Annotated in this window: 19 protein-coding genes; 4 read left to right on the plus strand and 15 right to left on the minus strand. The window is 59.3% G+C overall.

Translation table 11 applies throughout. The annotated features are described in order from the left end of the window. Positions 1-21: 21 nt before the first annotated feature. The 3 genes from ACRRQW_RS07965 to ACRRQW_RS07975 all read right to left on the minus strand — a co-directional run bounded on the left by ACRRQW_RS07965 (position 22) and on the right by ACRRQW_RS07975 (position 7,318). Positions 22-2,967: a TonB-dependent receptor domain-containing protein gene (locus ACRRQW_RS07965; RefSeq protein ID WP_438480748.1), complete on the minus strand. Its 2,946-nt coding sequence runs from the start codon at positions 2,965-2,967 to the stop codon at positions 22-24. Between the two features lie 367 nt (positions 2,968-3,334). After that, on the minus strand, positions 3,335-4,246 hold the full coding sequence (locus tag ACRRQW_RS07970) for a helix-turn-helix transcriptional regulator (RefSeq protein WP_438480749.1): 912 nt from the start codon (positions 4,244-4,246) through the stop codon (positions 3,335-3,337). Positions 4,247-4,357: 111 nt separating this feature from the next. Beyond that, positions 4,358-7,318 carry a TonB-dependent receptor domain-containing protein gene (locus tag ACRRQW_RS07975; RefSeq protein WP_438480750.1) on the minus strand — a complete coding sequence of 987 codons (2,961 nt, stop codon included), beginning with the start codon at positions 7,316-7,318 and terminating at the stop codon, positions 4,358-4,360. Between the two features lie 359 nt (positions 7,319-7,677). Here ACRRQW_RS07975 and ACRRQW_RS07980 point away from each other — a divergent pair, with 359 nt between their 5' ends. Continuing rightward, the gene (locus ACRRQW_RS07980; RefSeq protein ID WP_438480751.1) at positions 7,678-8,160 is read left to right on the plus strand and encodes a hypothetical protein; all 483 of its coding nucleotides are present in this window, start codon (positions 7,678-7,680) and stop codon (positions 8,158-8,160) included. Positions 8,161-8,207: 47 nt separating this feature from the next. Here the strand turns inward: ACRRQW_RS07980 and ACRRQW_RS07985 are convergent, their stop codons facing one another. Genes ACRRQW_RS07985 through dacB form a run of 3 tightly spaced genes read right to left on the minus strand, consistent with a single transcriptional unit; the run spans position 8,208 to position 11,747 of the window. Continuing rightward, on the minus strand, positions 8,208-9,368 hold the full coding sequence (locus ACRRQW_RS07985) for an acyltransferase family protein (protein ID WP_438480752.1): 1,161 nt from the start codon (positions 9,366-9,368) through the stop codon (positions 8,208-8,210). Further along, on the minus strand, positions 9,365-10,279 hold the full coding sequence (locus tag ACRRQW_RS07990; RefSeq protein ID WP_438480753.1) for a phosphodiester glycosidase family protein: 915 nt from the start codon (positions 10,277-10,279) through the stop codon (positions 9,365-9,367). Before ACRRQW_RS07990 ends, ACRRQW_RS07985 begins: the two co-directional genes overlap by 4 nt. Beyond that, positions 10,260-11,747 (minus strand): D-alanyl-D-alanine carboxypeptidase/D-alanyl-D-alanine endopeptidase, encoded by a 1,488-nt coding sequence (gene dacB, locus ACRRQW_RS07995; RefSeq protein WP_438480754.1) that lies wholly within the window; start codon positions 11,745-11,747, stop codon positions 10,260-10,262. Before dacB ends, ACRRQW_RS07990 begins: the two co-directional genes overlap by 20 nt. A gap of 98 nt (positions 11,748-11,845) precedes the next feature. On the opposite strand from dacB, the gene ACRRQW_RS08000 reads away from it, so the two are divergent. Both ACRRQW_RS08000 and ACRRQW_RS08005 read left to right on the plus strand, forming a co-directional pair. Then, on the plus strand, positions 11,846-12,943 hold the full coding sequence (locus tag ACRRQW_RS08000) for a dipeptide epimerase (RefSeq protein WP_438480755.1): 1,098 nt from the start codon (positions 11,846-11,848) through the stop codon (positions 12,941-12,943). Beyond that, complete coding sequence (locus ACRRQW_RS08005; RefSeq protein WP_438480756.1) at positions 12,940-14,523, plus strand: N-acyl-D-amino-acid deacylase family protein; 1,584 nt, start codon at positions 12,940-12,942, stop codon at positions 14,521-14,523. The genes ACRRQW_RS08000 and ACRRQW_RS08005 overlap by 4 nt, the downstream gene beginning before the upstream one ends. A 124-nt stretch (positions 14,524-14,647) precedes the next feature. Here the strand turns inward: ACRRQW_RS08005 and ACRRQW_RS08010 are convergent, their stop codons facing one another. Then, entirely contained in the window at positions 14,648-15,472 is an 825-nt protein-coding gene (locus ACRRQW_RS08010; protein WP_438480757.1) for a phytanoyl-CoA dioxygenase family protein, read from the minus strand. 75 nt (positions 15,473-15,547) lie between these two features. On the opposite strand from ACRRQW_RS08010, the gene ACRRQW_RS08015 reads away from it, so the two are divergent. Beyond that, positions 15,548-16,369: a helix-turn-helix domain-containing protein gene (locus ACRRQW_RS08015; protein WP_438480758.1), complete on the plus strand. Its 822-nt coding sequence runs from the start codon at positions 15,548-15,550 to the stop codon at positions 16,367-16,369. A gap of 154 nt (positions 16,370-16,523) precedes the next feature. Here ACRRQW_RS08015 and atpC read toward each other — a convergent pair whose 3' ends face one another. From atpC to ACRRQW_RS08055, 8 genes are all read right to left on the minus strand, one after another. After that, the gene (gene atpC, locus ACRRQW_RS08020; RefSeq protein WP_438480759.1) at positions 16,524-16,931 is read right to left on the minus strand and encodes an ATP synthase F1 subunit epsilon; all 408 of its coding nucleotides are present in this window, start codon (positions 16,929-16,931) and stop codon (positions 16,524-16,526) included. 5 nt (positions 16,932-16,936) lie between these two features. Then, entirely contained in the window at positions 16,937-18,358 is a 1,422-nt protein-coding gene (gene atpD, locus ACRRQW_RS08025; protein WP_438480760.1) for a F0F1 ATP synthase subunit beta, read from the minus strand. A gap of 32 nt (positions 18,359-18,390) precedes the next feature. Then, positions 18,391-19,266 (minus strand): ATP synthase F1 subunit gamma, encoded by an 876-nt coding sequence (atpG, locus tag ACRRQW_RS08030; RefSeq protein WP_438480761.1) that lies wholly within the window; start codon positions 19,264-19,266, stop codon positions 18,391-18,393. 26 nt (positions 19,267-19,292) lie between these two features. Continuing rightward, positions 19,293-20,822 (minus strand): F0F1 ATP synthase subunit alpha, encoded by a 1,530-nt coding sequence (gene atpA / locus ACRRQW_RS08035; protein ID WP_438480762.1) that lies wholly within the window; start codon positions 20,820-20,822, stop codon positions 19,293-19,295. Positions 20,823-20,851: 29 nt separating this feature from the next. Beyond that, positions 20,852-21,238 carry a F0F1 ATP synthase subunit delta gene (locus ACRRQW_RS08040; protein WP_438480763.1) on the minus strand — a complete coding sequence of 129 codons (387 nt, stop codon included), beginning with the start codon at positions 21,236-21,238 and terminating at the stop codon, positions 20,852-20,854. Positions 21,239-21,286: 48 nt separating this feature from the next. Then, the gene (gene atpF / locus ACRRQW_RS08045; RefSeq protein ID WP_438480764.1) at positions 21,287-21,841 is read right to left on the minus strand and encodes a F0F1 ATP synthase subunit B; all 555 of its coding nucleotides are present in this window, start codon (positions 21,839-21,841) and stop codon (positions 21,287-21,289) included. 70 nt (positions 21,842-21,911) lie between these two features. Next, positions 21,912-22,136: an ATP synthase F0 subunit C gene (locus tag ACRRQW_RS08050; RefSeq protein ID WP_438480765.1), complete on the minus strand. Its 225-nt coding sequence runs from the start codon at positions 22,134-22,136 to the stop codon at positions 21,912-21,914. A 72-nt stretch (positions 22,137-22,208) separates the two neighbouring features. After that, positions 22,209-23,108, minus strand: a complete 900-nt coding sequence (locus ACRRQW_RS08055) for a F0F1 ATP synthase subunit A (protein ID WP_438480766.1) — start codon at positions 23,106-23,108, stop codon at positions 22,209-22,211. Positions 23,109-23,187: the final 79 nt, after the last annotated feature.

Consider the following 23,187-nt stretch of genomic DNA (forward strand, 5'->3'; position numbering starts at 1 on the left):
GAAGTGATGAAGTTGGTTAACTCAGAATTGGCCCCTCACGCCAAACTTAACGAACGTTGGCGCGATCAACAGCTGGCGCGGACGGTTGGAGAGATACGTGTAGATCTCCGGGCCGTTTCCAGTGAAATTGTTCGCCGTGGTGAACAGTGTCACGTTTGGACGCAGGCGGTATTCAACCCCGACGTTGTGCGTGACGAGCGCGCGATAAAATAGATTGCCGTTGCCCGGGGACGTCAGGCTGATGGCCGAGGGATAACCGGATCGATAGCTGAGATCGTAGCTGAGCCCGAGTTTTTTGTAGGCGTATTGGAGCCCGAAGTTGGCGTTTTCAGGCACGAAGCCGGCCACTTGGTCCGTGGTGAGTTCAGTGGCGCCGTTATATACGCCCTTGGCTTTCAGTTTCGCGTAGTTGGCACGCACGGAAAGCCCCTTGAGTGCACCGGGCAGGAAAGTGAGGCGCTGGCGGTAATCGAATTCAATGCCTTGCACTTCGGCGCTGCCGATGTTGGACGGACGGAGAATGGCGTAGCCGCCGTAGAGGCCATCGAAGCCGTTGTCGGGCGTAAGGGGCACGGTCTCACCGGAGTTCACGTTGCCACCGATCAAGTCGCTGATGTCTTTCTGGTAAACAGAGACAGTGAAGGCGCCGGTGTTCTTGAAGTAATATTCCAACTTGAGGTCGATGTTCTTGGCGAACTGCGGTTTGATCGAGGCGTTGCCGATCGTCACGGTTTGCGTCGTGTCGTTGACGGTCACGGCGGGGATCAACTGCTGGTAAGTCGGACGGCCGTAGCTGGTGGACCAACTGGCGCGCGCGACGAGGTTGCGCGAGATATCGTAGGCAAATTGGATGCTCGGGAAGAGCTTGTCGTAGACGCCATCCGCGCTCTGGGCCTGGAAGTCCATGGCGGCGCGCTTAAAGTGATCGGGCTCGACGGCAATTGGGGTGCTGCGGGCGCGGAAGTAGGTGAAGGTTTCGGTTTTCACCCACTCGCTGCGCACGCCACCGACGACACGAAGCCGACCGAGCTTGGTATCACCCATGAGGAAGGCGGCGTCCACGCCCTCCTCGAAGAGGCGGCGGGTCGTGTAACGCTGCACGGCGGTGTAGTTCGTGTCTTCATACCACACGGCGGTGTTGGTCACATCGATCTTGTCAGGATTGAAGACTGGTAGACGGGAGCCGGCGGGCGCGTTCTGCCGTTCGAATTCGGTGAGCGGCATGAGTTCTCCGGAGAGAACGGTGCCAACCACGGCGTAGTAGCGCTGCGGGTTCTTGTTGAAGAGGTTGACGCGCTTGTTCTGCGTGTCGAAGCCGGTCTTCAGCGTGAGAGGGAACTTCGTCCCGAAAGTGTAGCTGAGATTGACGTAGGCGCTGACTTCGTTGGTGCGGTTCTCGGTGTCGCGCTTGACGAGGCTGGTCGAGGTCTGCGCGACCGGCTGCGTGGTGGTGTTGGCGGCGGCGGACAGGATCGAGGCGTAGTTCGCGGCGCTATAGACGCTGGGGCCGGCGGTTTGGGTAAACACCTGTCCGGTGAGATCCGTGGTGTCCAAAATGAAGCCGATGGATCCGAGTGGTGCGGTGCGAAGGGTGAGGATGCCGCCCTCTTGGTCACGTCCAGCGGTAGAATTCCAGATTGTGTTGGACCACCGGATGGCCTCTTCGATCTTCAGGCGGCCAAACTTATGTTCAGCCACAAGAGTTCCGGTGGGGTTGCGGCTGGTGAATGCGTAATGCTGGGGCGTGAGGAGCATCTGCGTGTTGCCGCTGGGACGAACCTCGGTGCGGTTCGTGGTGTAGCCAGGCATGACCGCGCCCGTGGGGTTGGTGACCGGATCATACACCGTGGTGTTCGTGCCAAAAAATGGATTCACCCACGTGTAGTTAAAGTTGGGCTCGTCGCCGGCGTTGTAGAGAAAGCGCGCGGAGACGGTGGTGTGATCGCGCCAGCGATAGTCGGCGCGCATGCTGAAGGCTTCGAGGAACCGCTGGTTGAGGCCGCTGACCCGGGTATAATCGCGCAACTGGGCCAGGCTGTTGGTCGTGTTCTCGTAGAGCATGCGATCAAAGTCGAAGGAGCGCACGATTTCCTGATACGAGGCGGTGGCCGTGATGCCGAGGTTGCGCTTGCCGCCGAGCACGTCGAAAACCTCCGTGTAAGTGACGCTGAGGTCGGGCCCGAAGGGATGATCCTTCAGCGGCACGTTGCGGTCGCCCCAGGAGGCCGCCCACGATCCGGCGAGGGTGTAGTCGATACGCCGCTTCCCGCTCATGGCGAGCGGCGAGCGGGTCTTGAGGTTAACTGTGCCGCCGAGGGAGTCTGCGCGGCGGTCGGGTGTCTGGCCTAAGATGAGTTCGATCTGCTCGATGGTCGAAGCGGAGAAGGAGTGAAATGAGGGCGCGCGGCCGAAGGCGCTGACGCCGGTCGAGGACATGCCGTCGATGTTCAGCGTGGTGAAGGTGTTCGGCTGGCCGCGAATGGAGACATAATTCATCAAGTTGTCCTCGTCCACCGACGCAGTGACTCCGGGCATGCGAGTCAGTAGCTCAGCGACATTCTGGGTCGGAAGGACGCCCCACTCGTCCATCGCGACGACATTCTTCACGTTGGAAGCGTTGCGTTGTTCGGTGACCGCGAGGGCCTGGCCTTCCTTCACGCTGTTGACGGTAAATTTCTCGAGCTGAAGGGTGTCGGAGGACGCGAGGATAAAGGACGCCTCAGCCTGCGCTCCAGAGGTGACTTGGACGCTTTGGGTGAGATCCTCGAAGCCCGAGTAGGATGCGGTGATCTGCGCAGAGCCGGCGGGCACGTTAAAAAGCACGAAGCGGCCGGAGCTGTCGGTCAGAACGAACTGGCTCGAGTCCGCCAAAGTCACGCGAGCACCCTGTAGGGCGTTGCTCGTGGCCCGGCTGGTTACCGTGCCTTCGATGCGGCCGGTTTGGGCCGAGAGGGAGGAAACGGCCAAGGTGGAGAAGACAACCAAAAGGCTCATTGCGGAACGCAACAGCCGGACATGCGTAGCGACCATCGCAGTCAGTATGCTCATCGGTGTGTAGGTGTTATGTAGCAACACTCCGATGGCTCGGTCGTGTCGCTCGGTGTGGCCTTTTCGCTAATCTCCTGCGCGAATACCTCCAAGCAGAATTATTTCATCGAAGCAGCGTTGAGTGAGTTCCTCAGAGGGAAACGATGAACTAAGGTTGGCATTTTTGTTAAAAAGTTCGTCATTTCTGACAATGGGGCTTTCACCCTGAAAATTGGTCGTGGTGAAATTAAATGCCGCAGCGAAACAAAACTAACGATGCATCCGGGCGCATCGGGAGATGCTGCGGCTATTTTTTAGCCGAGGATTTAGCTGCGCGTTTGCGCCGGAGTTTTGGTGCCGCCTTGCCGCTATGGCGGTAAGCAAGTGGGGAAATTTTATACGCCTGACGAAATGCCCGGCTGAAATTGTGAATGGAGCTGAAACCGCATTGCTCGGCGATTTCGGAGACGCGTTGCGGGCCAAGGCGGAGCAAGCCGCAGGCTTTTTCCAACCGGAGCCGCCGCAGGTGACGACCAATGCTCACTCCACATGATGCGTGAAAGCGTGCGCGGAGATGGCTTGAGCTGATGCCGAGTGCTTTGGCCATTTCGCGGATGGTGGGTTGGGCACCGGGGCGCTGGGCGATTTGATCGATGCTGAGCACTAGTTCAGATTCGGTTTCCGTCGTCGCCAATTGCGGAGCTTTAGGTTTCAGCCGGCGAATGCGGGCGAGGAGAAGCGCGAGCAACAAGGCGGGCAGTTCTTCCGTGGTTTCGGTTTCGTAGGCTTCGACGAGGTCGGTGGCGATGGCGCGGAGCGGGCGGGTGAGCGCGAAAGGTTGATAACGAAGCGCGGCAAGTGGCTCGGAATCGTTGAGCTCAAAGGTCACAAACAGCCACGAGATCGCATCGCGTTTCGCACCGATGTAGTGGTGAAATTGAAACGGAAAAACCAGTAACGCATCGCCGGCGTTGAGGCGGAGGTTGTGATTATCGACGCAGACAGTGGCGGCGGTTTCCAGCGCGCAGATGAGCACGAAGCGGTGGTGAAACGCGCGGCCTTTGCGGGGTTTGTTGAGTTCGTCTGCAGTCTGACGTTGGAAGCACACCACATGCGTCGGCAACGGAAGCGGTGCGGTAGCGTGGCCGATCAGTTGATAGTTCGGTTGCGGCAGTTTGGCAACGAGCCGGCGAAGTTCCGTGGTGGCGGGATTGGGCACTGGATTAGAACATGGATTTTTCGTTGCGTGGGGCGAGTCGCGCGTTGAGGGCGGCCCAAAAAAAGGACGACCACGATGGGTCGTCCTTGAAAGAGGTTAAGCCGTGAGCGCTTAGAAGAACTTGTATTCGACCGAGAGCGTGAACGAGCGACCACGCGGATCGGCGACACGCGGTTCCCAGGAGCTGCCGGCACCGGTGTTGGTGTCGTAAGCGATGGAGAACGGCGGATCTTCGTTCAGCAGGTTCTTAATGCCGGCGACGATCGTAAGATCTTTGTTCAGGCGGTAGGTCAGGCTGGCGTTGTAAGTAATGTATTCGCCGACCTTCGGGTTATAGTCCGGAGCGAACGGTAAGAAGGTGCCGTTGGCGATGCCTGGGGGGACATAATCCAGGTAGCCGCAGCGATAGAGCTGGCTGAGGCGACCCGTCCATTTGCCTTTCCGGTAAGAGACGGAAGCCGTGGACTTCCACTTGATACCGATATCGCTATAACGGGTAAAACGACCCACTTCGCTGCGACCGAAGGGCGCACTGGCAATCAAGCGGGACTTCTTCTCGAGCAATTGGCTGACGTTGACGTCGCCGATGATTTTGCCACCGAAGAGATCGAATTCGCCGCGACCGGTGTATTCGACACCCTTCGTTTGAGTTTCGCCTGCATTGAGCGGACGAACGTCGATCTTGGTGATCGGGCCGGTGCCGCCGGCGCCGCGGATGATGCGATCTTCAAAAAGCGAAGAGTTGGCGAGGATGACCGAAGCACCGAGCGACTGGATGGTGCCTGTGCGTTCGATGGACCACCAATCGACGCCAAAGGTAATGTTTTTGACGGGTGAGAGAACAATACCGACAGATTTCATCTCAGCTTCCTCAGGCTGCAGGTCCGGCTTTCCACCGGAAATGATGTTCAGGCTGTTCGCAGGAATCGAGAGGCCTGTGGCCGGATCGATAAGGTCGGCGCCGGCGAAGATCGATTCGACCGCCGGATCGAATTGCTGTTTGAAGGTGGGAACTCGGAAGCCGGTGCTGTAGGAAGAACGTAGCAGCACTTGCTCGATCGGCGCGTAGCGTAAGGTGACTTTCGGATTAGTGCTGCTGCCAAAGCCGGTGTAGTCGTCACGACGTGCAGCGACGTTGAGATCGAGATTTTTGATGACAGGAATTTCGACTTCGGCAAAGAAGGCGTAGATGTCGCGACTCAGAGTGCCGCCTGTGGCGAGAAGGTTGTCAAACGGTGCGCCGAAAATGTGCGATTCGACGGTGCTGAGATCGGTGCGAGTGTCGCCAACAAAGGAATACTCTTCCTTGCGATAATCGAAACCGGCGGCCGCCTGAATTTGGCCAGCGGGCAATTTAAAGAGCGGACCCGAAGTGGTGAAATCGGCACCGGTCGTGGTGAAGGTGCCGCCATAAAGTTCAACCCCAGTGGCGGACGCCGCCTTGAGGCCATCGATTGCGGTTTGAGATTGCTCGTAGGAGAATGGACTCAACACACCGGTCTTGATCAAATTGGCGAAGGGCAAGGTGTAGTAATAACCGTTCAAGAGCTTCGATTTCGATTTGCTCTCGGACTGGGAAACACCGGTGCGGTATTCCCATTCGGAGAAGAAATCTATCGGAATTGGAAGCGGTCCTTCCATGCCGACGAGGAAACGACGGGTGTCGCTTTGGGTGGCAATCTCGCGATTGCCGCCGGGCAGTGCGCGCCAGCGAAAGCCGAGCGGCAGGCCGCGGTTCGCTTCAAGCGCTGGGAAGTAGGCGACGAGCGCATTGAACACGCGATTGTAGTCAGCGCCCGTGCTGGGGTAAACCATGCCGGATTGCGGATTGGGAATGACGGTGCCGTTTGCGGAAGTGGTGGTGGTTTGGGCGCCGGTGGCGGTGAGGCCTGCGGTGCTCCATTGATTGGGGGAGAAGCTCTTGGTGGATTCAGAGCGACCAACGATGGCTTCAAGGGTGAGGATGTGCTCGCCCAATTTTAACGAACCGCGACTCACAAAGTTGGTGTTTTTAACGGGCTGTTGGAGCACAGCGGCCCGACCGGTATCCCAGGCAGAACCGTATTTACCGTTACCTGTTGCCGAGGTGGCAGCCCAAAGCAGCTCTTCGTAAGGCCCCATGCCATCGAAGCCTGTGTAACCAGCAGTGTTCGTTGGGAGATCCAGTATGTTGATCTGGTTGACGCGGATTGCGGGATTCGCGGGATCGATCGGATTCGCGGTGCTCAAGCCGAGCGCGGTCGGCAAGTTGGCGATTGTTTGGAGAGTGGCGATTGGGGTGCCACGGGTATCGGGCGAAATGCCACGTTTAGGCTGGAAAGTGTTAACGAAGTCACGTTGATCGCCGTTCAGCTTTTTGTGATCAGCGAGGGACACAGAGGCCATGAGGTTCCACTTGTCTTTATTGAGGTCACCCCAGCCGCCGACGAGCGAGTAACGGGAGATGTTGCCGCCGCCGTCCTCGGTGATGTCGGTCGCCGCGTTGGCAATGAGGCCTTGAAAATCGCGTTTCGTGATAAAGTTGATCACGCCGCCGACCGCATCGGTGCCGTAGGTGGCAGAAGCGCCGTCCTTGAGGACTTCCACGCGTTCAATTGCGGCGAAAGGAATAGAGTTCAGGTCAACGACGCCGCCGTTCAGCCCGTGTGAGGCAATGCGACGGCCGTTGAGCAAGATGAGGGTGGCGTTGGCGCCCTGACCGCGCAGATTTGCTGAAGAAGCCCCGTTGTTGCCGCGGGGGCCCTCACCGCCAACGACATCGGTGTTGGTCGCGAGGTTATCGAAACCGTTGCCGTTGATGTTGAGGTTCATGATGAGCTGCTCGGCGCTCGCGATGCCTTCCTGCTCCATTTCGAACTTAGTAAACACGGAGAGCGGCAGTGCGCCTTCGTCAGCAGCGCGCTTGATCAGCGAGCCGGTGACGACGAATTTCTCGAGTTTGACGGGGTCTTCGTTCGGAGCCGGGCTGGTGGTTGAAGCGGTGGCGGTTTGTGCCACGGCGGCAGGAATTGCTCCGGTTGCGGTGAGCAACGCGAGCAGGGTCAGTCGTTTCCACTGGGAACGTGCGTTCATACGGTTTGGGGACTGGGTTTGGAGCCGTCACGCGATGAACGCGCAAAGGCTCCGGTGTTGTTTGGTGTGTAGTGCCTGGCGGTAAGTTGTGCGCTTACCCGTCAAGTGTCAGATGCTTGGATGAATCTGTTGCCGATTTTGAAAGCAGCTTTTGTTCCATGTGTCGATGCTGCACATCCAACTTTGCGGGCTGCTGAAATTTCCGCCCGCGCTCGCTCGGCTTGGTTGCGCGAGGGCGGGCAGCGACTCCGTTCAGCAGCAGAGGGGCGCGGATGGTTTCATGGTTTGTTAACACCGCCGGCATTTACTTCGAAAATATCGAGGTTCATTTGTCGTTCGACGGGCCAAAAAATAATCCAATGAACTCAACAAAACTATCCATGCTCGGGGCGATCTTCGCCTCTGTTCGTTCTGGTTTGTTCTTCGCGACGCCGGTGGTTCCGCGCTGCCTGTATGAAGCCTACTTCGGGTTGAGAAGAAAAGTTTCTCGAGCTGTGTTCGGGCTGTTTTTTACATCGGCAATCGCGACGGCGGCTTTTGCTTACGATGTAGATTATCCCGACCCCGTGTCGGCTGACTCGGGGAGTTACGAATTCTGCAATGAGGATAGTTTTATCGAAAGCCGCATGCATGCGACTGACGTGTATTTTTATCCTCAATATGCATGGGTCAGCGGGTCAATTAAGCTAAGCGGTTTTGATGGTGACGCCTTTGGCGTCAATTTGGACTTCGATACTACGGGACTCGCTCCGGGTCGTTATTTGGTGGCGGTGATTCAATACCATATGTGGTGGTCCGGCTATCCGGACCAAAGCATAAGTTTCTACGTCACGATCGAATAGCGTCTGATCCTGTCGACCCGAGGTCTGTGAAAAGGCCTCAGGTTTCGTCAGACCTTGAAAAGATAGTGTCGACGACAAAGCCACCACGCTAATGCGAGGTGCAGCAGCACAAAACAAATCGCGAACGCGAGCGACGCGTTCACTGGGCTAAAATACGGCGTGAAGCCGTGTGCGTAGATCCAGCCCTTGGCCGTGACTTTGGTCGTGCCGTCCGCGCCGATCCACTGGATGAGTCCGAGCAGGCGCGCGATCAGGCCGGAGAGCACGAAGAGCGCGAGTGCATTGACGCCGAACCACGTGAACGGTGCGGCCCACCCTTTCCAGCCGCGCACATCCATCGCCCAGTAAAACAGCCCGAATAAAAGCTGCGCCCACCCCGCCGTGAAAACCGCGTAGGAACTCGTCCACAGATTCTTGTTAATCGGCAACCAAAGCCCGAGCGCGGCACCCACGATCAGCAGAACGAGCCCGCCGCCGATTAAACCGCCGGCGATTTTTGCGCCACTGCTCGCTCTGCGGAGCCAGTGGCCCGCCAAAACTCCGAGCAACACGGTCGAAATCGCGGGCACGGTGGAGAGAATCCCCTCGGGATCGAAACCCGGCGTCGGCGCGCCCCGCCACGTGTGGCCGGCGAGGAGGTGCGAATCGATCCACCACGCGAGATTGCCTTTCGGTTCCAACACCCCCGCGCCGAAACCCGGCACCGGAATAAATTTCAGCGCGAGCGCATGCCCCGTCAGCAACGCCAGTGCCCACGCGAGTTGCCCGCGCCAGCTCGTGCGCAGAAAAATCGCCGACGCCACGAGGTAACCCACTGCGATGCGCTGCAACACGCCGGGGATACGTAGCCGGGCCAATGAAAATTCATGCGCGGGCAGCAGCCCGAACGGGAACGCGGCGAGGAAAAGCCCGAGCGCAAAAATAATCGCCGAGCGTCGCAGCACATGCCGAAACAACTCGCCGCGATCGGCGCCTTGTTCCTGACGTTTCGCGAACGACAGCGTGATCGCCACGCCGACAATCCACAGAAATGCGGGGAAAATGAGATCGGTAAACGTCCAGCCGTGCCACGGGGCGTGCGCGAGCGGCGGATAAATTGCGCTCCACGAACCGGGATTGTTCACGAGGAGCATCGCCGCAATCGTCGCGCCGCGAAACGCATCGAGCGAACCCAGGCGTGCGGGCGGCGGATTTGTGGTCGTGGTCACGGGGTGGAAACGCTCACGCCGAGATGATTGCCGACCGGCCGCCAGTTTCCACCGGGAGTTTTGTTGTGCAGCACAGTGCCGTCGGGCTGACGGTAATAGAACGTCGATGAACCGCCGCCATCGAGGTTGAGCGCTTGTTCCGCGCCGAGCCGAATCATCACGTCGGCCAGTTCCGGCAACGTGCACCCCACACTGTGTCCCGGCTGGCGCCCGTCGATCACGAGCAGAATTAACGTGTGCCCGTCCACCGTGACGCCGGCCGCGGTGCGCGGGTGCCGGACGGTGGGCTCAACTTGCGCCGTGGCGCCGGTGTTTTTGCCGGCGGTGACGAGCAGCGTGCCGGGCTGGCCTTTGGGGCCGATACTGGGCCCGCGTCCGGCGACGGCGCAGAGCAAATCGGTCGGAATTTTGTCCGGCGCGTAATCGATCACCGCCCGCCCACCGCGAAAGATCATCAACGCCGGCTCGCGTGATGGCGCATCGTTCGCCGGCGACACGATCTGGCCGTCGCTCACACTCAGGCCATTGAGATTCACCGGCAGGTAGGGAATCCAACCGGGATCTTTTTCGTCCGGCGCGCGTTGGATTACTTTGCTGAAGAAATTCGCGTTCACCGCGAGCGTGAGTTGATTTTTTTCCGCCCACTCGGGCACGGTGCGCAAATGCGCTTCTGTGTTCGCGGGATCTTTCGCTTTAACTTCGGTGGCCAGGGGCGCGGTCACGGTGAGGTGCACGCGCGGCTGATCGAGATGAACCTTGGCCCAGTGGCCGCGAATCGGGCCGGCGGCGGTGGTTTCATCGATCACGCCGGATTCGATGGCTGCAGTTTGACCGAACGCGCTGTGCGCGAACAGCGTCGCGGTGAAGAGCCAAACGAAACGAAGGCTCCGATTATTTTTTGCCGGCGGCATAGCCTGCGAGCGCCAGCGCGGCTTCGTCGATTTCCTGCGAAGCCTTGCGACCGGCGGGGGCGACGTAGCGGTTGAGCATGAGACTGAACGCGAGTTTCTCCCCGTGTGCGTCGGTCAAGTAACCGGAAAGCGCGGTCGCCCACCGGAGACTGCCGGTTTTCGCCTGCATTTTTCCTTCGAGCGGGGTGCCTTTGAGGCGATTGCGAAGTGTGCCGGGGCGACCCGCGAGCGGCAACGCGGCCGCAAACGCGTCGGCCTCGCGGTGTGTCGCCAAGTGACGGAGCAATTTCACGGTCGCGTCGGCCGTGGCGAGGTTGTTGCGCGAAAGGCCGGAGCCTTCGTCGAAAATCACGGCTGATTTCGGAATGCCGATTTCACGCAAAAATTCGTTGAGCCGATCGAGCGCGAGATCGTCGCTGCGCGTGTCGGGAGGTGTCGCCGCGGTGCGACTGATTTCGCCGAGGTGCGCGAAGATTAAATCCGTTTCCAGATTCTGCGACGGCTGCATGAAATCCGCGACGAGTTCGCGCAGCGGTGGCGAAACGATGCGGCCGAGTTTCACGTCGGCGCGCGGCGTTTTCTCCGGCCAGACGAGGCTGCGCGCTGTGCCGTCGACGACGATGCCGGCTTGCTGCAAGGCATCGCGCAATGCCGTTGCGAACCACTGGGCGGGGCGTGGCACGGTGCTTTCCGTCGTTTCCATTTTTCCGCCGAGGGCGACGCCGCCCGTGATTTCAACTTCGCGCGAGCCGGGCAGGCGCCGCGTGTTGAGCGTATTTTCTTTTCCGGCCGGGAGCGTCTGCGTGCGATTCACGAAAGTGAGTGCGCTGAGCGGCTCGGCAAATTCGATTTTGCATGGCTCGCCGATGGCGGCGCCCGGCGTGACGTTGAATTCCACGTAGTTGTCGGCGAGCGTGATCGCGGAAATTTCCGCACTGTAATAATCCCCCATGTCCTCGACGACCCAGCCCGGCCCGTGGGGCGGGCTGCGCAGCCACGTGGCGTCGGCGACGATGTCGCCGGAAATGCGTTTCACGCCGGCTTGCGTGAGCGCGGCGATGATCGGCTCGAACGCGCTGGCGAACGATTTTTTCTTAAACCGCGCCGCCCAACTCGGATCGCCCCGGCCCGCAATCACGAGATCGCCGGCGAGGTGGCCGTCGGCCGCGACCGTCGCGGTGGCGAGGATGGGCGTCTCGATGCGGTAATCGCCGCCGAGGCGATCCAGCGCGAGCGCGCCGACGTAGAGCTTGCAGTTCGACGCCGGGCTGAGGCGCAGATTAGGTTCGTGCTCGAAGACAGTTTCGCCCGTGGCCAGCGAAACAACTTTCACGCCCCAGAGCGCGCCTTCGAAACGTGGTTCGGCAAAAAATGACGAGAGAGTGTCCGACCACGCAGGTTTCGTTTCGGCGGCGCGCGTCGTTGGAGCAAACAACGCGAGCAGGCACAGAGAAATTCCCAGCTTCATGACAGAACGCACGCGCGGACTAAGCAGAAATTTTTCCGGTAAAGCAATCTCGCGGGCTCCACCTTGCTTAAAGAGGGTGCATTCGTTCTAGTCACCGCGTGAGCTCCCCGACTTCGATTCGCGCCGTTGAAATTTCCACGCTCGATATTCCACTGCACACGCCGTTTGGAATTTCCGGTGGCGCGCAGGCGATGGCGAACAACGTGCTCGTGAGCGTCACGCTGGCGAACGGGCAAATCGGTTACGGCGAGGCTGCGCCGCTGCCGCCTTACAATGGCGAGACTCAAGCCGACGCGCTGCGCACGCTGAATAATTTTAAACCGAAGCTCATCGGCCGCGAGGTCAACGACTGGCGTGCGTTCGCCGAAGAAATTCGCGCGTGGGGCGGCGCGACCTGCGGCTCCGCGCAATGCGCGATCGAAATGGCCATCGTCGATGCCCTCGCGAAAAGCCAGGGCGTGCCGTTGTGGAAATTTTTCGGCGGCTTCGGCACCGAACTCGAAACCGATATGACCGTGACCACCGGCACCGCCGCGCAAGCCGCGGAAGATGCCCGCGCGATTCGCGCTCGGGGCATTCGCACGATCAAAGTGAAAGTCGGCGGCGCGAAAGGCGCTGGCCACGACTTGGAGCGCATCCGTGCGATTCACGCTGCCGCGCCGGATTCTCCGCTGATTCTCGACGGCAACGCGGGCGTCAGTCGCGCCCATGCGAGCGAACTGGTGCGAGGAATCCGCGATGCAGGCATCAAACCGGCGCTGCTCGAGCAGTGGCTGGCGAAAGAGGATTTGGCGGGAGCGCGGGAGTTACGTGAGGAAAGTGGCTGGGCTGTCGCAGCCGATGAAACGGCGTGCTCGGGTGCTGATGTCACCAGGATCGCCGACGAGCGCGCGGCGGATTTTGTGAACATCAAATTGATGAAGGCCGGGCTCTCCACCGCGCTCGAGATTGTGAAGGTCGCGAAGGAGCGAAACATCGGCCTGATGATCGGCGGTAATGTGGAATCGATTCTCGCGATGACGGTTTCGGCGTGCCTCGCCGCGGGCCAGGGTGGATTCACGTTCGCCGATTTGGATACGCCGTGGTTCATGTCGGAAAATCCGTTTGAGGGCGGCTTCATTGCGACCGGCGGAAATCTTTCAGTCGCCCACCTCAAGAGTGGTCACGGGGTCACCCCGAAACAATCCAACCGATGAAAGCCGTTCGCAAAATTTTCGGAGCAAGTCTCGCGCTGGCGTTGATCGCATGCGCATGGGCTGAGGATTATGATCTAATTCTCGCCAATGGACGCGTCGTCGATGGCACCGGCAAGCCGGCGTTCGTCGGCGATGTGGCGCTAAAAGACGGTCGCATTGCCAAGATGGGCACGGTCATCGGCACGGCGAAAGAACGCATCGATGTGAAAGGCGCGGTGATTGCGCCGGGATTTATCGACGTGCACACGCATGCGGACGATGTGTGGGAAAAACCACGAGCGGAAAATTTCCTGCGCATGGGCGTGACTAGCATCGTGGTCGGGAATTGCGGCGGATCGGAGCCGGACATCGCGAAGTTTTTCCATGACGTCGAAACGCGAGGTGTGTCGCCGAACGTCGCGACGTTTATCGGGCACAACACGATTCGCGAAAAGGCGATGAAGGGGATTTTCGATCGCGTGCCGTCTAAAGAAGAGATGGCCGATATGAAAGCGCAGGTGGATGCCGCGATGAAAGCGGGAGCGATCGGTTTTTCGACCGGGCTGATTTATCTGCCCGGCGCGTATTCGAAGACGGATGAGCTCGTGGAGCTGACGAAAGTCATCACGCCCTACGATGGCATCTACGCGAGCCACATGCGTTCGGAGAGCGGCAAAATTTTTGCGGCGATCGACGAACTGTTGGTGATTGCACGCGAAGCGAAGGTGCGCGCGGAATTGTCGCACATCAAATTGTCCGGTGAGCCGTCGTGGGGACAGTCGGCAAAAGTAATCGCGATGCTCGACCAGGCGCGCGCGAGCGGCGTGCGCGTGACGCAGGATCAATACACCTACACGGCGTCGAGCACGTCGATCCGCTCGCTGATTCCGGACGAGGCGTTTGATGGCGGCCGCGAAAAATTTCTTTCGATTCTGAATGATCCCGTGGCGAAAGCGAAGCTGGTGGAGAAGATGAAAGCTTACGTGAAAACGCGCGGGCGGGTCGATTATGCGTATGCGGTGATCGCGTCATTTCGCGGCGATGTGTCGCTGAACGGAATGAATATTGTTGAGGCGGCGCAAAAACTCTACGGCTCAGACTCACTCGAGAACCAAGTGGAGGTTATTCTGGAAATCGAAAAACGCGGCGGCGCGCAGGGCGTATTTCACGGGATGCAGGAGGAAGATTTGCAGAGCTTCATGAAACATTCCTCGACGATGTTTGCGTCGGACAGTGGCATTCGCGATTTCGGCCAGGGCGTGCCGCACCCGCGTGGCTATGGAAACAACGCGCGCGTGCTTGCGCGTTACGTGCGCGAGTTGAAGGTGATTACTCTCGAAGACGCCGTGCGAAAAATGACGAGTTTGCCCGCGCGTTCCTTTGGTTTCGAAAAACGGGGCGAACTCGCGGTGGGCAACTGGGCCGACATCGCGGTGTTCGATCCGGAGAAAGTTTCCGATCCGGCGAGCTACAAAGAGCCGCATCACTACGCGAAAGGATTTCCGTTTGTGGTGGTGAACGGCCTGGTCGTGGTGCGCGAAGGCGAACACACCGGGGCGTCCCCAGGCGTGGCATTAAAAGGCGCGGGCGTCGCGCGCTGATGCCTTAAGGTGGGGGCCGTTATTCTTACGGCCCCTTGGCTTTGAAGCATCGAACAGGGCGGTTAGGAATAACCGTCCCTACCCTCGGCCCGCCCGGAGGTCGGGCCCTCCCAATTAGCTGAACTCAGTGCGTTGCACCGAGCCAGCCGTCGCCGCAGGGGCCGCCGCCTTCGGGGGCTTTGATGGTGCTGACGACTTCGCCGCGCAGGTTGAGCACGGGATGATAGAATGTCGCGATCTGATCGGAGGCGCTGTCCATGTAGTGGCCGATAAACGTGCGGCGGCTGCGATCCTTGGTGCGATTTGGGCCGGAGCCGTGAATCAGGTGGCCACCGAAAAACATCGTGGCGCCGCGCGGGACTTCGACGGGAATCGGTTTGGTTTCGCGCGGGAACGGTTTGATGTGGCTGTCGCCGTAGCTCATCCACGTCTCCGAACTCTCGGCGGGACAGTGGATGCCTTTTTGATTCGAGCCCGGCACGACGTAGAGGCAACCGTTGTCGATCGTCGCGGCGTCGATGGCCGTCCACGCCGCGATGCAGGTCGCGGGTGCGGCGAGGAGATAGAAATTATCCTGATGCATCCCCTGCCCTTTGGCGCCGGGGGGTTTAAAATAATACATCGTCTGTGCGAGCAACGGATCGTGACCGAGGAGGGTGGCCAGCACGCTCGCGACGCGCGGGTGAAGCGCCCATTGCTTGACGCGGTCGCTGTGGCGATGCGGGTGCACCGCACGCAGCTGGGTTTTTGTGGGATCGATCTCTTCGAAATTATAACCGACGTCGTAGATTTTGTGACCGAGCGTTTTAAAATCCTCGAAGAACGCTTCGATGGCGGCGATTTCCTCGGAGCTGAAAAGCGCATCGACGACGCAGTAGCCGTCACGGTGGAACTGGGCAACTTGCTCGGGGGAAATGAGCGGAGATGAAGCGGTGGTAGGGGCGACCATGCCGACAATGTAGCACGGGGGATACGAAATGAGGAATGGGTTGCGCGTTTAAATGGCTGGAATATCCTGCTGCGTATGAGTCGTGCTGAAACGCTTTTTCGTCCGGTAAAAACCATTATCGCGAGCGAGTTTAACCAGGGGTCGAGCTACACCAACTGGCGGCCGCGGGGCAGCGGCGATTGGCTGCTGATTTATACGGTGAGTGGTGCCGGGCATATCGTGCTGGGTGAAAGGGTGCTCACGCTGAAGGCCGGGCAGGCAATTTTATATTCACCGTCGACGCCGCAGGATTATCGCACGGATGAAGGAGCCGGCCGCTGGCGTTTGTTGTGGGCACATTTTCAGCCGCGTCCGATGTGGCGCGCGTGGCTTCGCTGGCCGGAATTTGCGAGCGGTGCGGGTGTTTTGAATTTTCCTGTGGGGAAAACTCGAAAAGGTTTCGAGGCATCGCTGAATCGCACGGTGGCGACGCTGAAAAGGCCGCATGGCGATGCCGTGGAGTTTGCATTGAACGCCTTGGAGGAAGCTTTGCTCTGGGCGCAACAAACGACCGAAGGCAATCAGCTGTCGCGGTTGGATGAACGCGTGCGCAAAGCCATGGACTATCTGGCCACGCATTCGGCGGAAACGTTTCGTTTGGAATCACTCGCGAAGCACTGCGGCTTGTCGGAGTCGCGACTGAGCCATCTCTTCAAAGAAGAAACCGGTGAAACGCCGCAGCGTTACAGCGAGGAGTTGCGGTTGCGACAGGCGCAGCAATTGCTCGCGCATAGCAGTCTGCGGATCAACGAAGTGGCGGGAGAAACGGGGTTTGCGGATCCATTTTATTTCGCGAAACGGTTTCGTAAATTTGCGGGATGCACGCCGAGTGAGTATCGCGAGCGCGAGACGCGGTGAATTTTAGGTTTAGACACAGAGTCGGAAGGAGCCGGCTCCGAGCTCACGGAGAAATCTCTCTGTGCGCTCGGTGAAGACTCGGTGTTCTCTGCGGCAAAATTGGGCGCAAAAAAAGCGCGACCGAAGTCGCGCTGAATTTTTTGGCGAAGGCCGATTAACGGCGGCGACGTTTGACCGCGAGTTGGACGCCGCTGTAACGCACGAGACTTTGCAGGTGCTCGTATTGTTGCGGGTCCATGTTCTTGGCTTCTTTCAACTCCGCTTCGGCGCGCTTCATCGCGGCTTCCACGGCGTTTTCGTCGATCTTTTCCTCGGCGATTGCGGTCTCGGCAAGCACACGGACGGTGTCGCCTTCGATCTGCGCGAATCCGTTACCGACGGCGAGCCACGAGGTGGCGGCGCCTTTGGTGACGCGGAGTTCGCCGTGCTCAATTTGCGTGAGCAGCGGGATGTGGCCGGGAAGAATGCCGATCTCGCCCTCGACCGTCGGAATGACGACGGAGTCGATGGTGTCGGAATACACCTTCGCCTCGGGCGTGACGATTTCGAGTGTGAGTGGCATGGTGATTAGGCCTTCTTGGAAGCAGCGATGACTTCTTCGATACCGCCCTTCATGTAGAAGTCGGTTTCGGCGATGTGATCGAGTTCGCCATCGAGCAGCATCTTGAAGCCGCGGACGGTTTCCTTAACCGGGACGTATTTGCCCGGTGTGCCGGTGAACACTTCAGCGACCGCGAACGGTTGCGAAAGGAGACGTTGAATCTTACGCGCGCGGTAAACGGTGAGTTTGTCTTCCGGGGAAAGTTCATCGAGACCGAGAATCGCGATGATGTCCTGGAGATCCTTGTAGCGTTGGAGAACGCGCTGCACTTCACGGGCGACCTTGTAGTGCTCTTCGCCGACGATGTCGGGCTGGAGCGCTTTCGAGACGGAAGAGAGCGGATCGACGGCCGGATAAATACCGAGTTCGGCGATGGAGCGTTCCAACACGATCGTGGAATCCAAGTGAGCGAAGGTGTTCGCCGGAGCGGGATCGGTCAAATCGTCGGCGGGCACGTAAACGGCCTGCACGGACGTGATCGAACCTTTCTTCGTCGACGTGATGCGTTCCTGAAGAATGCCCATCTCGTTCGAGAGCGTCGGTTGGTAACCGACCGCGGACGGCGAGCGACCGAGGAGCGCGGACACTTCGGAACCGGCTTGCGAGAAACGGAAGATGTTATCGACGAAGAGCAGCACGTCCTGGTTTTTCTCGTCGCGGAAATATTCCGTCATCGCGAGCGCGGAGAGCGCGACGCGCATACGAGCACCGGGCGGTTCGTTCATCTGGCCGTAAACGAGTGCGACCTTCGACTTGCCGAGGTCATCTTGTTTGATGACGCCCGCGTCGGACATTTCGTGGTAAAGATCGTTACCTTCACGGGAACGTTCACCGACGCCGGCGAACACGGAGTAACCGCCGTGCGCTTTGGCAATGTTGTTGATGAGCTCGAGAATGACGACGGTCTTGCCGACGCCGGCACCACCGAACGCACCGGCTTTACCGCCCTTGATGAACGGGCAGATCAAGTCGATGACCTTGATGCCGGTCTCGAGGATCGCGGCCTTCGTGTCTTGATCCGCGAGTGCCGGAGCGGCGCGGTGAATCGGATAGCGCTTTGTGTGCGGAACCGGGCCTTTGCCGTCCACCGGATCACCGGTGACGTTGAAAATGCGACCGAGAATGCCTTCGCCGACCGGCACCGAAATCGGCGCACCGGTGTCGACCACCGGGTGGCCACGCACCAGGCCTTCGGAGGAAGACATCGCGATGGTGCGAACGAGACCGCCACCGAGGTGCTGCTGCACTTCGAGAGTCAGGTGTTCTTTCTGGCCAGCGACGGTGAAGTCGACCGTGAGGGCTTGGTAGATGGCGGGAACGGCGTTCTCAGAGAACTGCACGTCGACGACGGCGCCGATGACTTGGACGATTTTGCCTTGATTGCTCATGACTGAAACGAGGGCGGGGTTGGTTAAATTGATTAAGTGGTGGCGAACGACGCAGCGGCGATTTCCAGGATTTCCTGGGTGATGCCGGCTTGGCGGGCCTTGTTGTATTCGAGGGAGAGTTCGCCGACGAGTTTGGTGGCGTTGTCTTTCGCAGTCTTCATCGCGACCATGCGCGCAGAATGTTCGGACGCCTTCGCGCTGAGCACCATTTGGTAAACCCAGCGGTTGATGTAGAACGGCAGCAGCGCTTCGAGCACGGATTTCACGCTCGGCTCGAACAGCATGTCGCGATCATCGGTGAACTTTACGCCGTCGCCGCCGGTGCGGTTTTTGGCGATGAACTCGCGGACGTTCGTGAGCGGCAGCAACGGACGCACCATCGGCTCTTGGACGAGCGTGTTTTTGAAACGCGGATAAACGACTTCGATGGTGTCGATCGTGCCTTCGAGATACATTTTCACCATGAACTCGACGACGGTCTTCACTTCCGAGAAGACGACGCGATCGGAGACGGTGAAATCGGCGACGAGGTCGCGCTTCGTGCGGGCGAGGAACTGCGCACCCTTGCGACCAACGGCCACGTATTTCGCCTGACCTTTGATCTCGGTGACGAGTTTGAAAAGATTGGCGTTGAGCGGGCCGGCGAGGCCTTTGTCCGAAGTGATGAGCAAAATGCCGCGGGTGTTGACCGGGCGCTTCGCGAGAAACGGATGCTCGAAGATGTCTTCCACGCGGCCCGCCAGCGCGGCGAGCATATCGGCCATGAGGTTGGCGTATGCGCGGCCCGCGAGTGCGGACTGCTGCGCCTTCTTCATTTTCGACGCAGAGACCAACTCCATCGCCTTGGTGATCTGGCGGGTGTTTTTAACCGACTTGATGCGTCGGCGGATGTCGCGGAGTGAGGCCATTGCGGATGAGCGCTAGGTTGCGAAAATTATTTAGCGGAGAAAGTGGACTTCCACTCGTCGAGCGCGGACTTGAGGTCGGCTTCGATTTCCGGCGAGAGCGCGGCTTTCGAGCGGATGTTGGTGAGCAGCGCGTCACGACGGGTCGTGAGGTAGTCACGGAGCGAGCCGGAGGCTTGCACGACGTTCTTTACTTCAACGGTGTCGAAATAACCCTTCTGCAACGCCCAGAGGATCGAGGCCTGGACTTCGATGGAGAGCGGGTTGAGTTGGGCTTGCTTGAAGAGTTCGACGATGCGCGCGCCGCGTTCGAGCGTGGCTTTCGTTTTGGCATCGAGGTCGGAGCCGAATTGCGCGAAGGCGGCAAGTTCGCGGAACTGCGCGAGCTCGCCCTTCAACTTACCACCGACTTGCTTTGTGACTTTGATCTGCGCGGAAGAACCGACGCGGGACACGGAGAGACCGACGGAAACGGCAGGACGAATGCCTTGATTGAAGAGATCGGTTTCGAGGAAGATCTGGCCGTCGGTGATCGAGATGACGTTCGTCGGGATGTAAGCGGACACGTCGCCCGCTTGCGTTTCGATGACCGGCAGCGCGGTGAGCGAGCCTTTGCCGTCGAGACGGGCCGCGCGCTCGAGGAGGCGGCTGTGGAGGTAGAACACGTCGCCAGGATACGCTTCGCGACCGGACGGACGTTTCAGGATGAGCGAAATTTGGCGGTAAGCGACGGCGTGCTTGGAGAGATCGTCGTAAACGATGAGCGCATCCATGCCGTTTTCCATGAACCATTCGCCGACGGCGGCGCCGGAGAACGGAGCGATGTATTGGTTGGCCGGATTGTCCGCGGCGGTCGCGGCGACGATGACCGTGTATTCGAGGGCGCCGGCGGCTTCGAGGGCCGAGATGGTGCGAACGACGTTCGATTGTTTCTGACCGACGGCGACGTAGATGGAATAAACCGGACGGAAATCTTTGTTACCGGAGGCGATGCCGACTTTGTTGATGCGGGCTTGATTGATGATCGTGTCGATACAGATCGTGGTCTTGCCCGTGCCGCGATCGCCGATGATGAGTTCGCGCTGGCCGCGACCGATCGGGATCATGGAGTCGATCGCCATGATGCCGGTGAAGAGCGGTTGGTTAACCGATTTGCGCACCATGATGCCGGGCGCGATTTTCTCGACCGGATAGGATTCCTTGGAATCGATCGGGCCTTTGCCGTCGACCGGGCGGCCGAGGGCGTCGACGACGCGACCGAGGAGAGCCTTGCCGACGGGAATCGAAAGGAGCTTGCCGGTGGTGGTGACTTCGTCGCCTTCTTTGAGTTGGGAGACGTCGCCGAGGACGACCACGCCGACTTCGTCTTCTTCAAGATTGAGCGCGATGCCGATGGTGCCACCGGGGAATTGCACCATCTCGTTATACATGACGTCGGAGAGGCCATCGATTTTGGCGACGCCGTCGGCGACCGTGCGAATGCGACCGGTGTTCTTCTTGACGGCCTTGCTGGAAAGCTTGGCGATCTGCTGTTCGATTTGTTCGATGACGTTGCTCATGGCGTGGGACGCTTAGTTAAAGACGGGGGTTAGACGGAAAGGGTGGCGAGTTGGCCGGCGACGGAGGATTCGTAAATATCGTTGCCGACGCGGACACGAAGACCGGCGAGCAAGGAAGAATCGAGCTGCGCTTTCGCGGTGACGGGGCGACTGTATTTCTTGGTCATCGCGGCGGTGACCTGCGCGAGCACATTTTCACCCAACGGACCGGCGTGCGTGACGACGGCTTCGGATTTCGCGATTTCGGCGGCGATCTGGCGCTGATACAGTTTGAGCAGCGTGAGTGATTGCGCCGGGCGGGTTTTTTCGACCCAGCCCAAGACGCCGCTGACTTGCTCGGCGGAAACCTGGCCGTTGACCACGCTCAGCTTGAAAAGCTGTTTGGCGAGTTGCTTGGTTTTTTTGGCGGCGGCCATGACTGGGTGATGCGTGAGGAGTGAAAAAGGATGAAGCGGGAAACTCGATTAGAGGAACGAAAGTTCCTTCGCGGCGGCTTCGTTGTAAGCGGCGCGGTCGGCATCGGTGAGTTTCTTGGCGAGCACGCGCTCCGTGGTCGTGACGACGAGACGGGCGATTTCGGTGCGGGCTTGTTCGAGCATTTTTTTGTGCTCGAGTTCGATGGCTTGTTGCGCCTTGGCGAGGGTGTCGGCGGCGCGAGCGATGGCCTCGGCTTGTTGTTTGTCGCCGAATTCCTTCGCGGCCTTGCGGGCCTCTTCGATGGATTTTTGGGCTTCGGCTTGCGCGGCCTTGACGATGGCGGCGCTTTCCGCGGCGGCGGCGGCGAGGCGGGCTTGCGTTTCTTCGGCGTTTTTGAGGCCGGTCGCGATCTTGGCGTTGCGCTCTTCCATCGTGGCGATGGTGGGCTTGATGCCGAATTTATAGAGGACGCCGAAGAGGATCAGGAAGCTGATCACCTGCATCACGATATACTTCGGCTCGATGCCGAATTTTTCGACCATACCGGGTTGGCCGGTGGAGTGTTCGACGGCTTCTGTGACTGCGAGCAGGAGAGGCAACATGGAGGGAAAGGGAATGGCGGCGCGGGCGTTGTTGGCCGGCGCGCCGCCGGTTCAAAGGATTACTTACTGATTAAGCGAGGAACAGCGCGAGAATGCCGAGACCTTCCGCGAGCGCCATACCGATGATGGCTTGAACGAGGATTTTGCCGGAAGCGCCGGGATTGCGACCGACGGATTCAGCGGCTTTGGTGCCGATGAGGCCTACGCCGATGGCGGCGCCGAGGAGGCCGAACGCGCTGGTGATGTTACCGGTGATGCCGGCGGGAGCGGTGACTTGAGCGATGATGTCGAGCATGGTGATGTTTATCTTGTTGGTTGTGGTTGCTGCCGTGCGCGCATCTGAAGGCACGCTCCCGGCAGAAAAGGATTAGTGATGCGCCTCCGCACCGTGGCCGGCGCCGTGACCTTCGGCGTGATCGTGGTCATCGCCGTGATTCGTGATCAAACCGAGGTAAACGGCCGAGAGAAGCGTGAAGACCGTCGCTTGAATCAAGCCGACGAGCAGTTCCATGAAATAGAATACGAAGAAGAAGCTTGTGCCGTGCAGGAGGTTTTCGCCGCCGAAGACGTTACCGAAGAGACGAACCGAAAGCGTGAATGGGCGAATGCCGATCGAGAACACTTCGATCAAACCGACGATGATGAAAACCAAAGAGAGGATCGGATAGAGCCAACCCGGGGTTTCGCTCTTTTCAGCTTTGTTGCCGAAGAGATCCCAGAGAATCAGTTTCGGGCCGGCGTATTTTAAGATAAGAATGATCCACGCGCCGAAGGAAACGAGCGCGAGCGCGATGGTGCCGTTGAAATCGGCGTTGTGCGGACGAATCCACGGATTCGTCAGATGGAAGTGACCGGCGGCATCGGTGTGGCCCCAGCCGAAGGTGCCGACGCCTGGGAGCAGGCCCATCCAGTTATGCACTAAAATAAAGATGAACAACGTGACCAGCAGCGGGAACGCAGCGGGGAACGCTTTTTTACCGACGATGGGTTCGAAGAGTTCACGGAGCGCTTCGAGGATGGATTCGAATACGGCCTGACTCTTGGTCGGGAAAATTTTTGGTTTACCGACGGCCCACAGGATAAGCAAAACTACGAGCGTCGAAATCGTCCAGCTGGTGAGCATGCTGTTCGTGATGCCCCAAACGCCGTGTTTGTCGTGGCCGAGCGGAATCAGCACTGAGGCCCGAGCGGCAACACCTTCGGCAAACGCGCTGGTGGCCAGTCCGAGACCGGCGGCGAGTCCGAGTAGTTTTTTAGTGGTGAACATGTGGTGGCGCGGAAGCTGTTTTATCAGAAGAAAGAGGTCTAATAATTAGGTTTCGGCCCGTCAGAGCGTCAACCCCTGA

The organism is Oleiharenicola lentus (assembly GCF_051660365.1).
Classification (GTDB): Bacteria; Verrucomicrobiota; Verrucomicrobiia; order Opitutales; family Opitutaceae; genus Lacunisphaera; species Lacunisphaera lenta_A.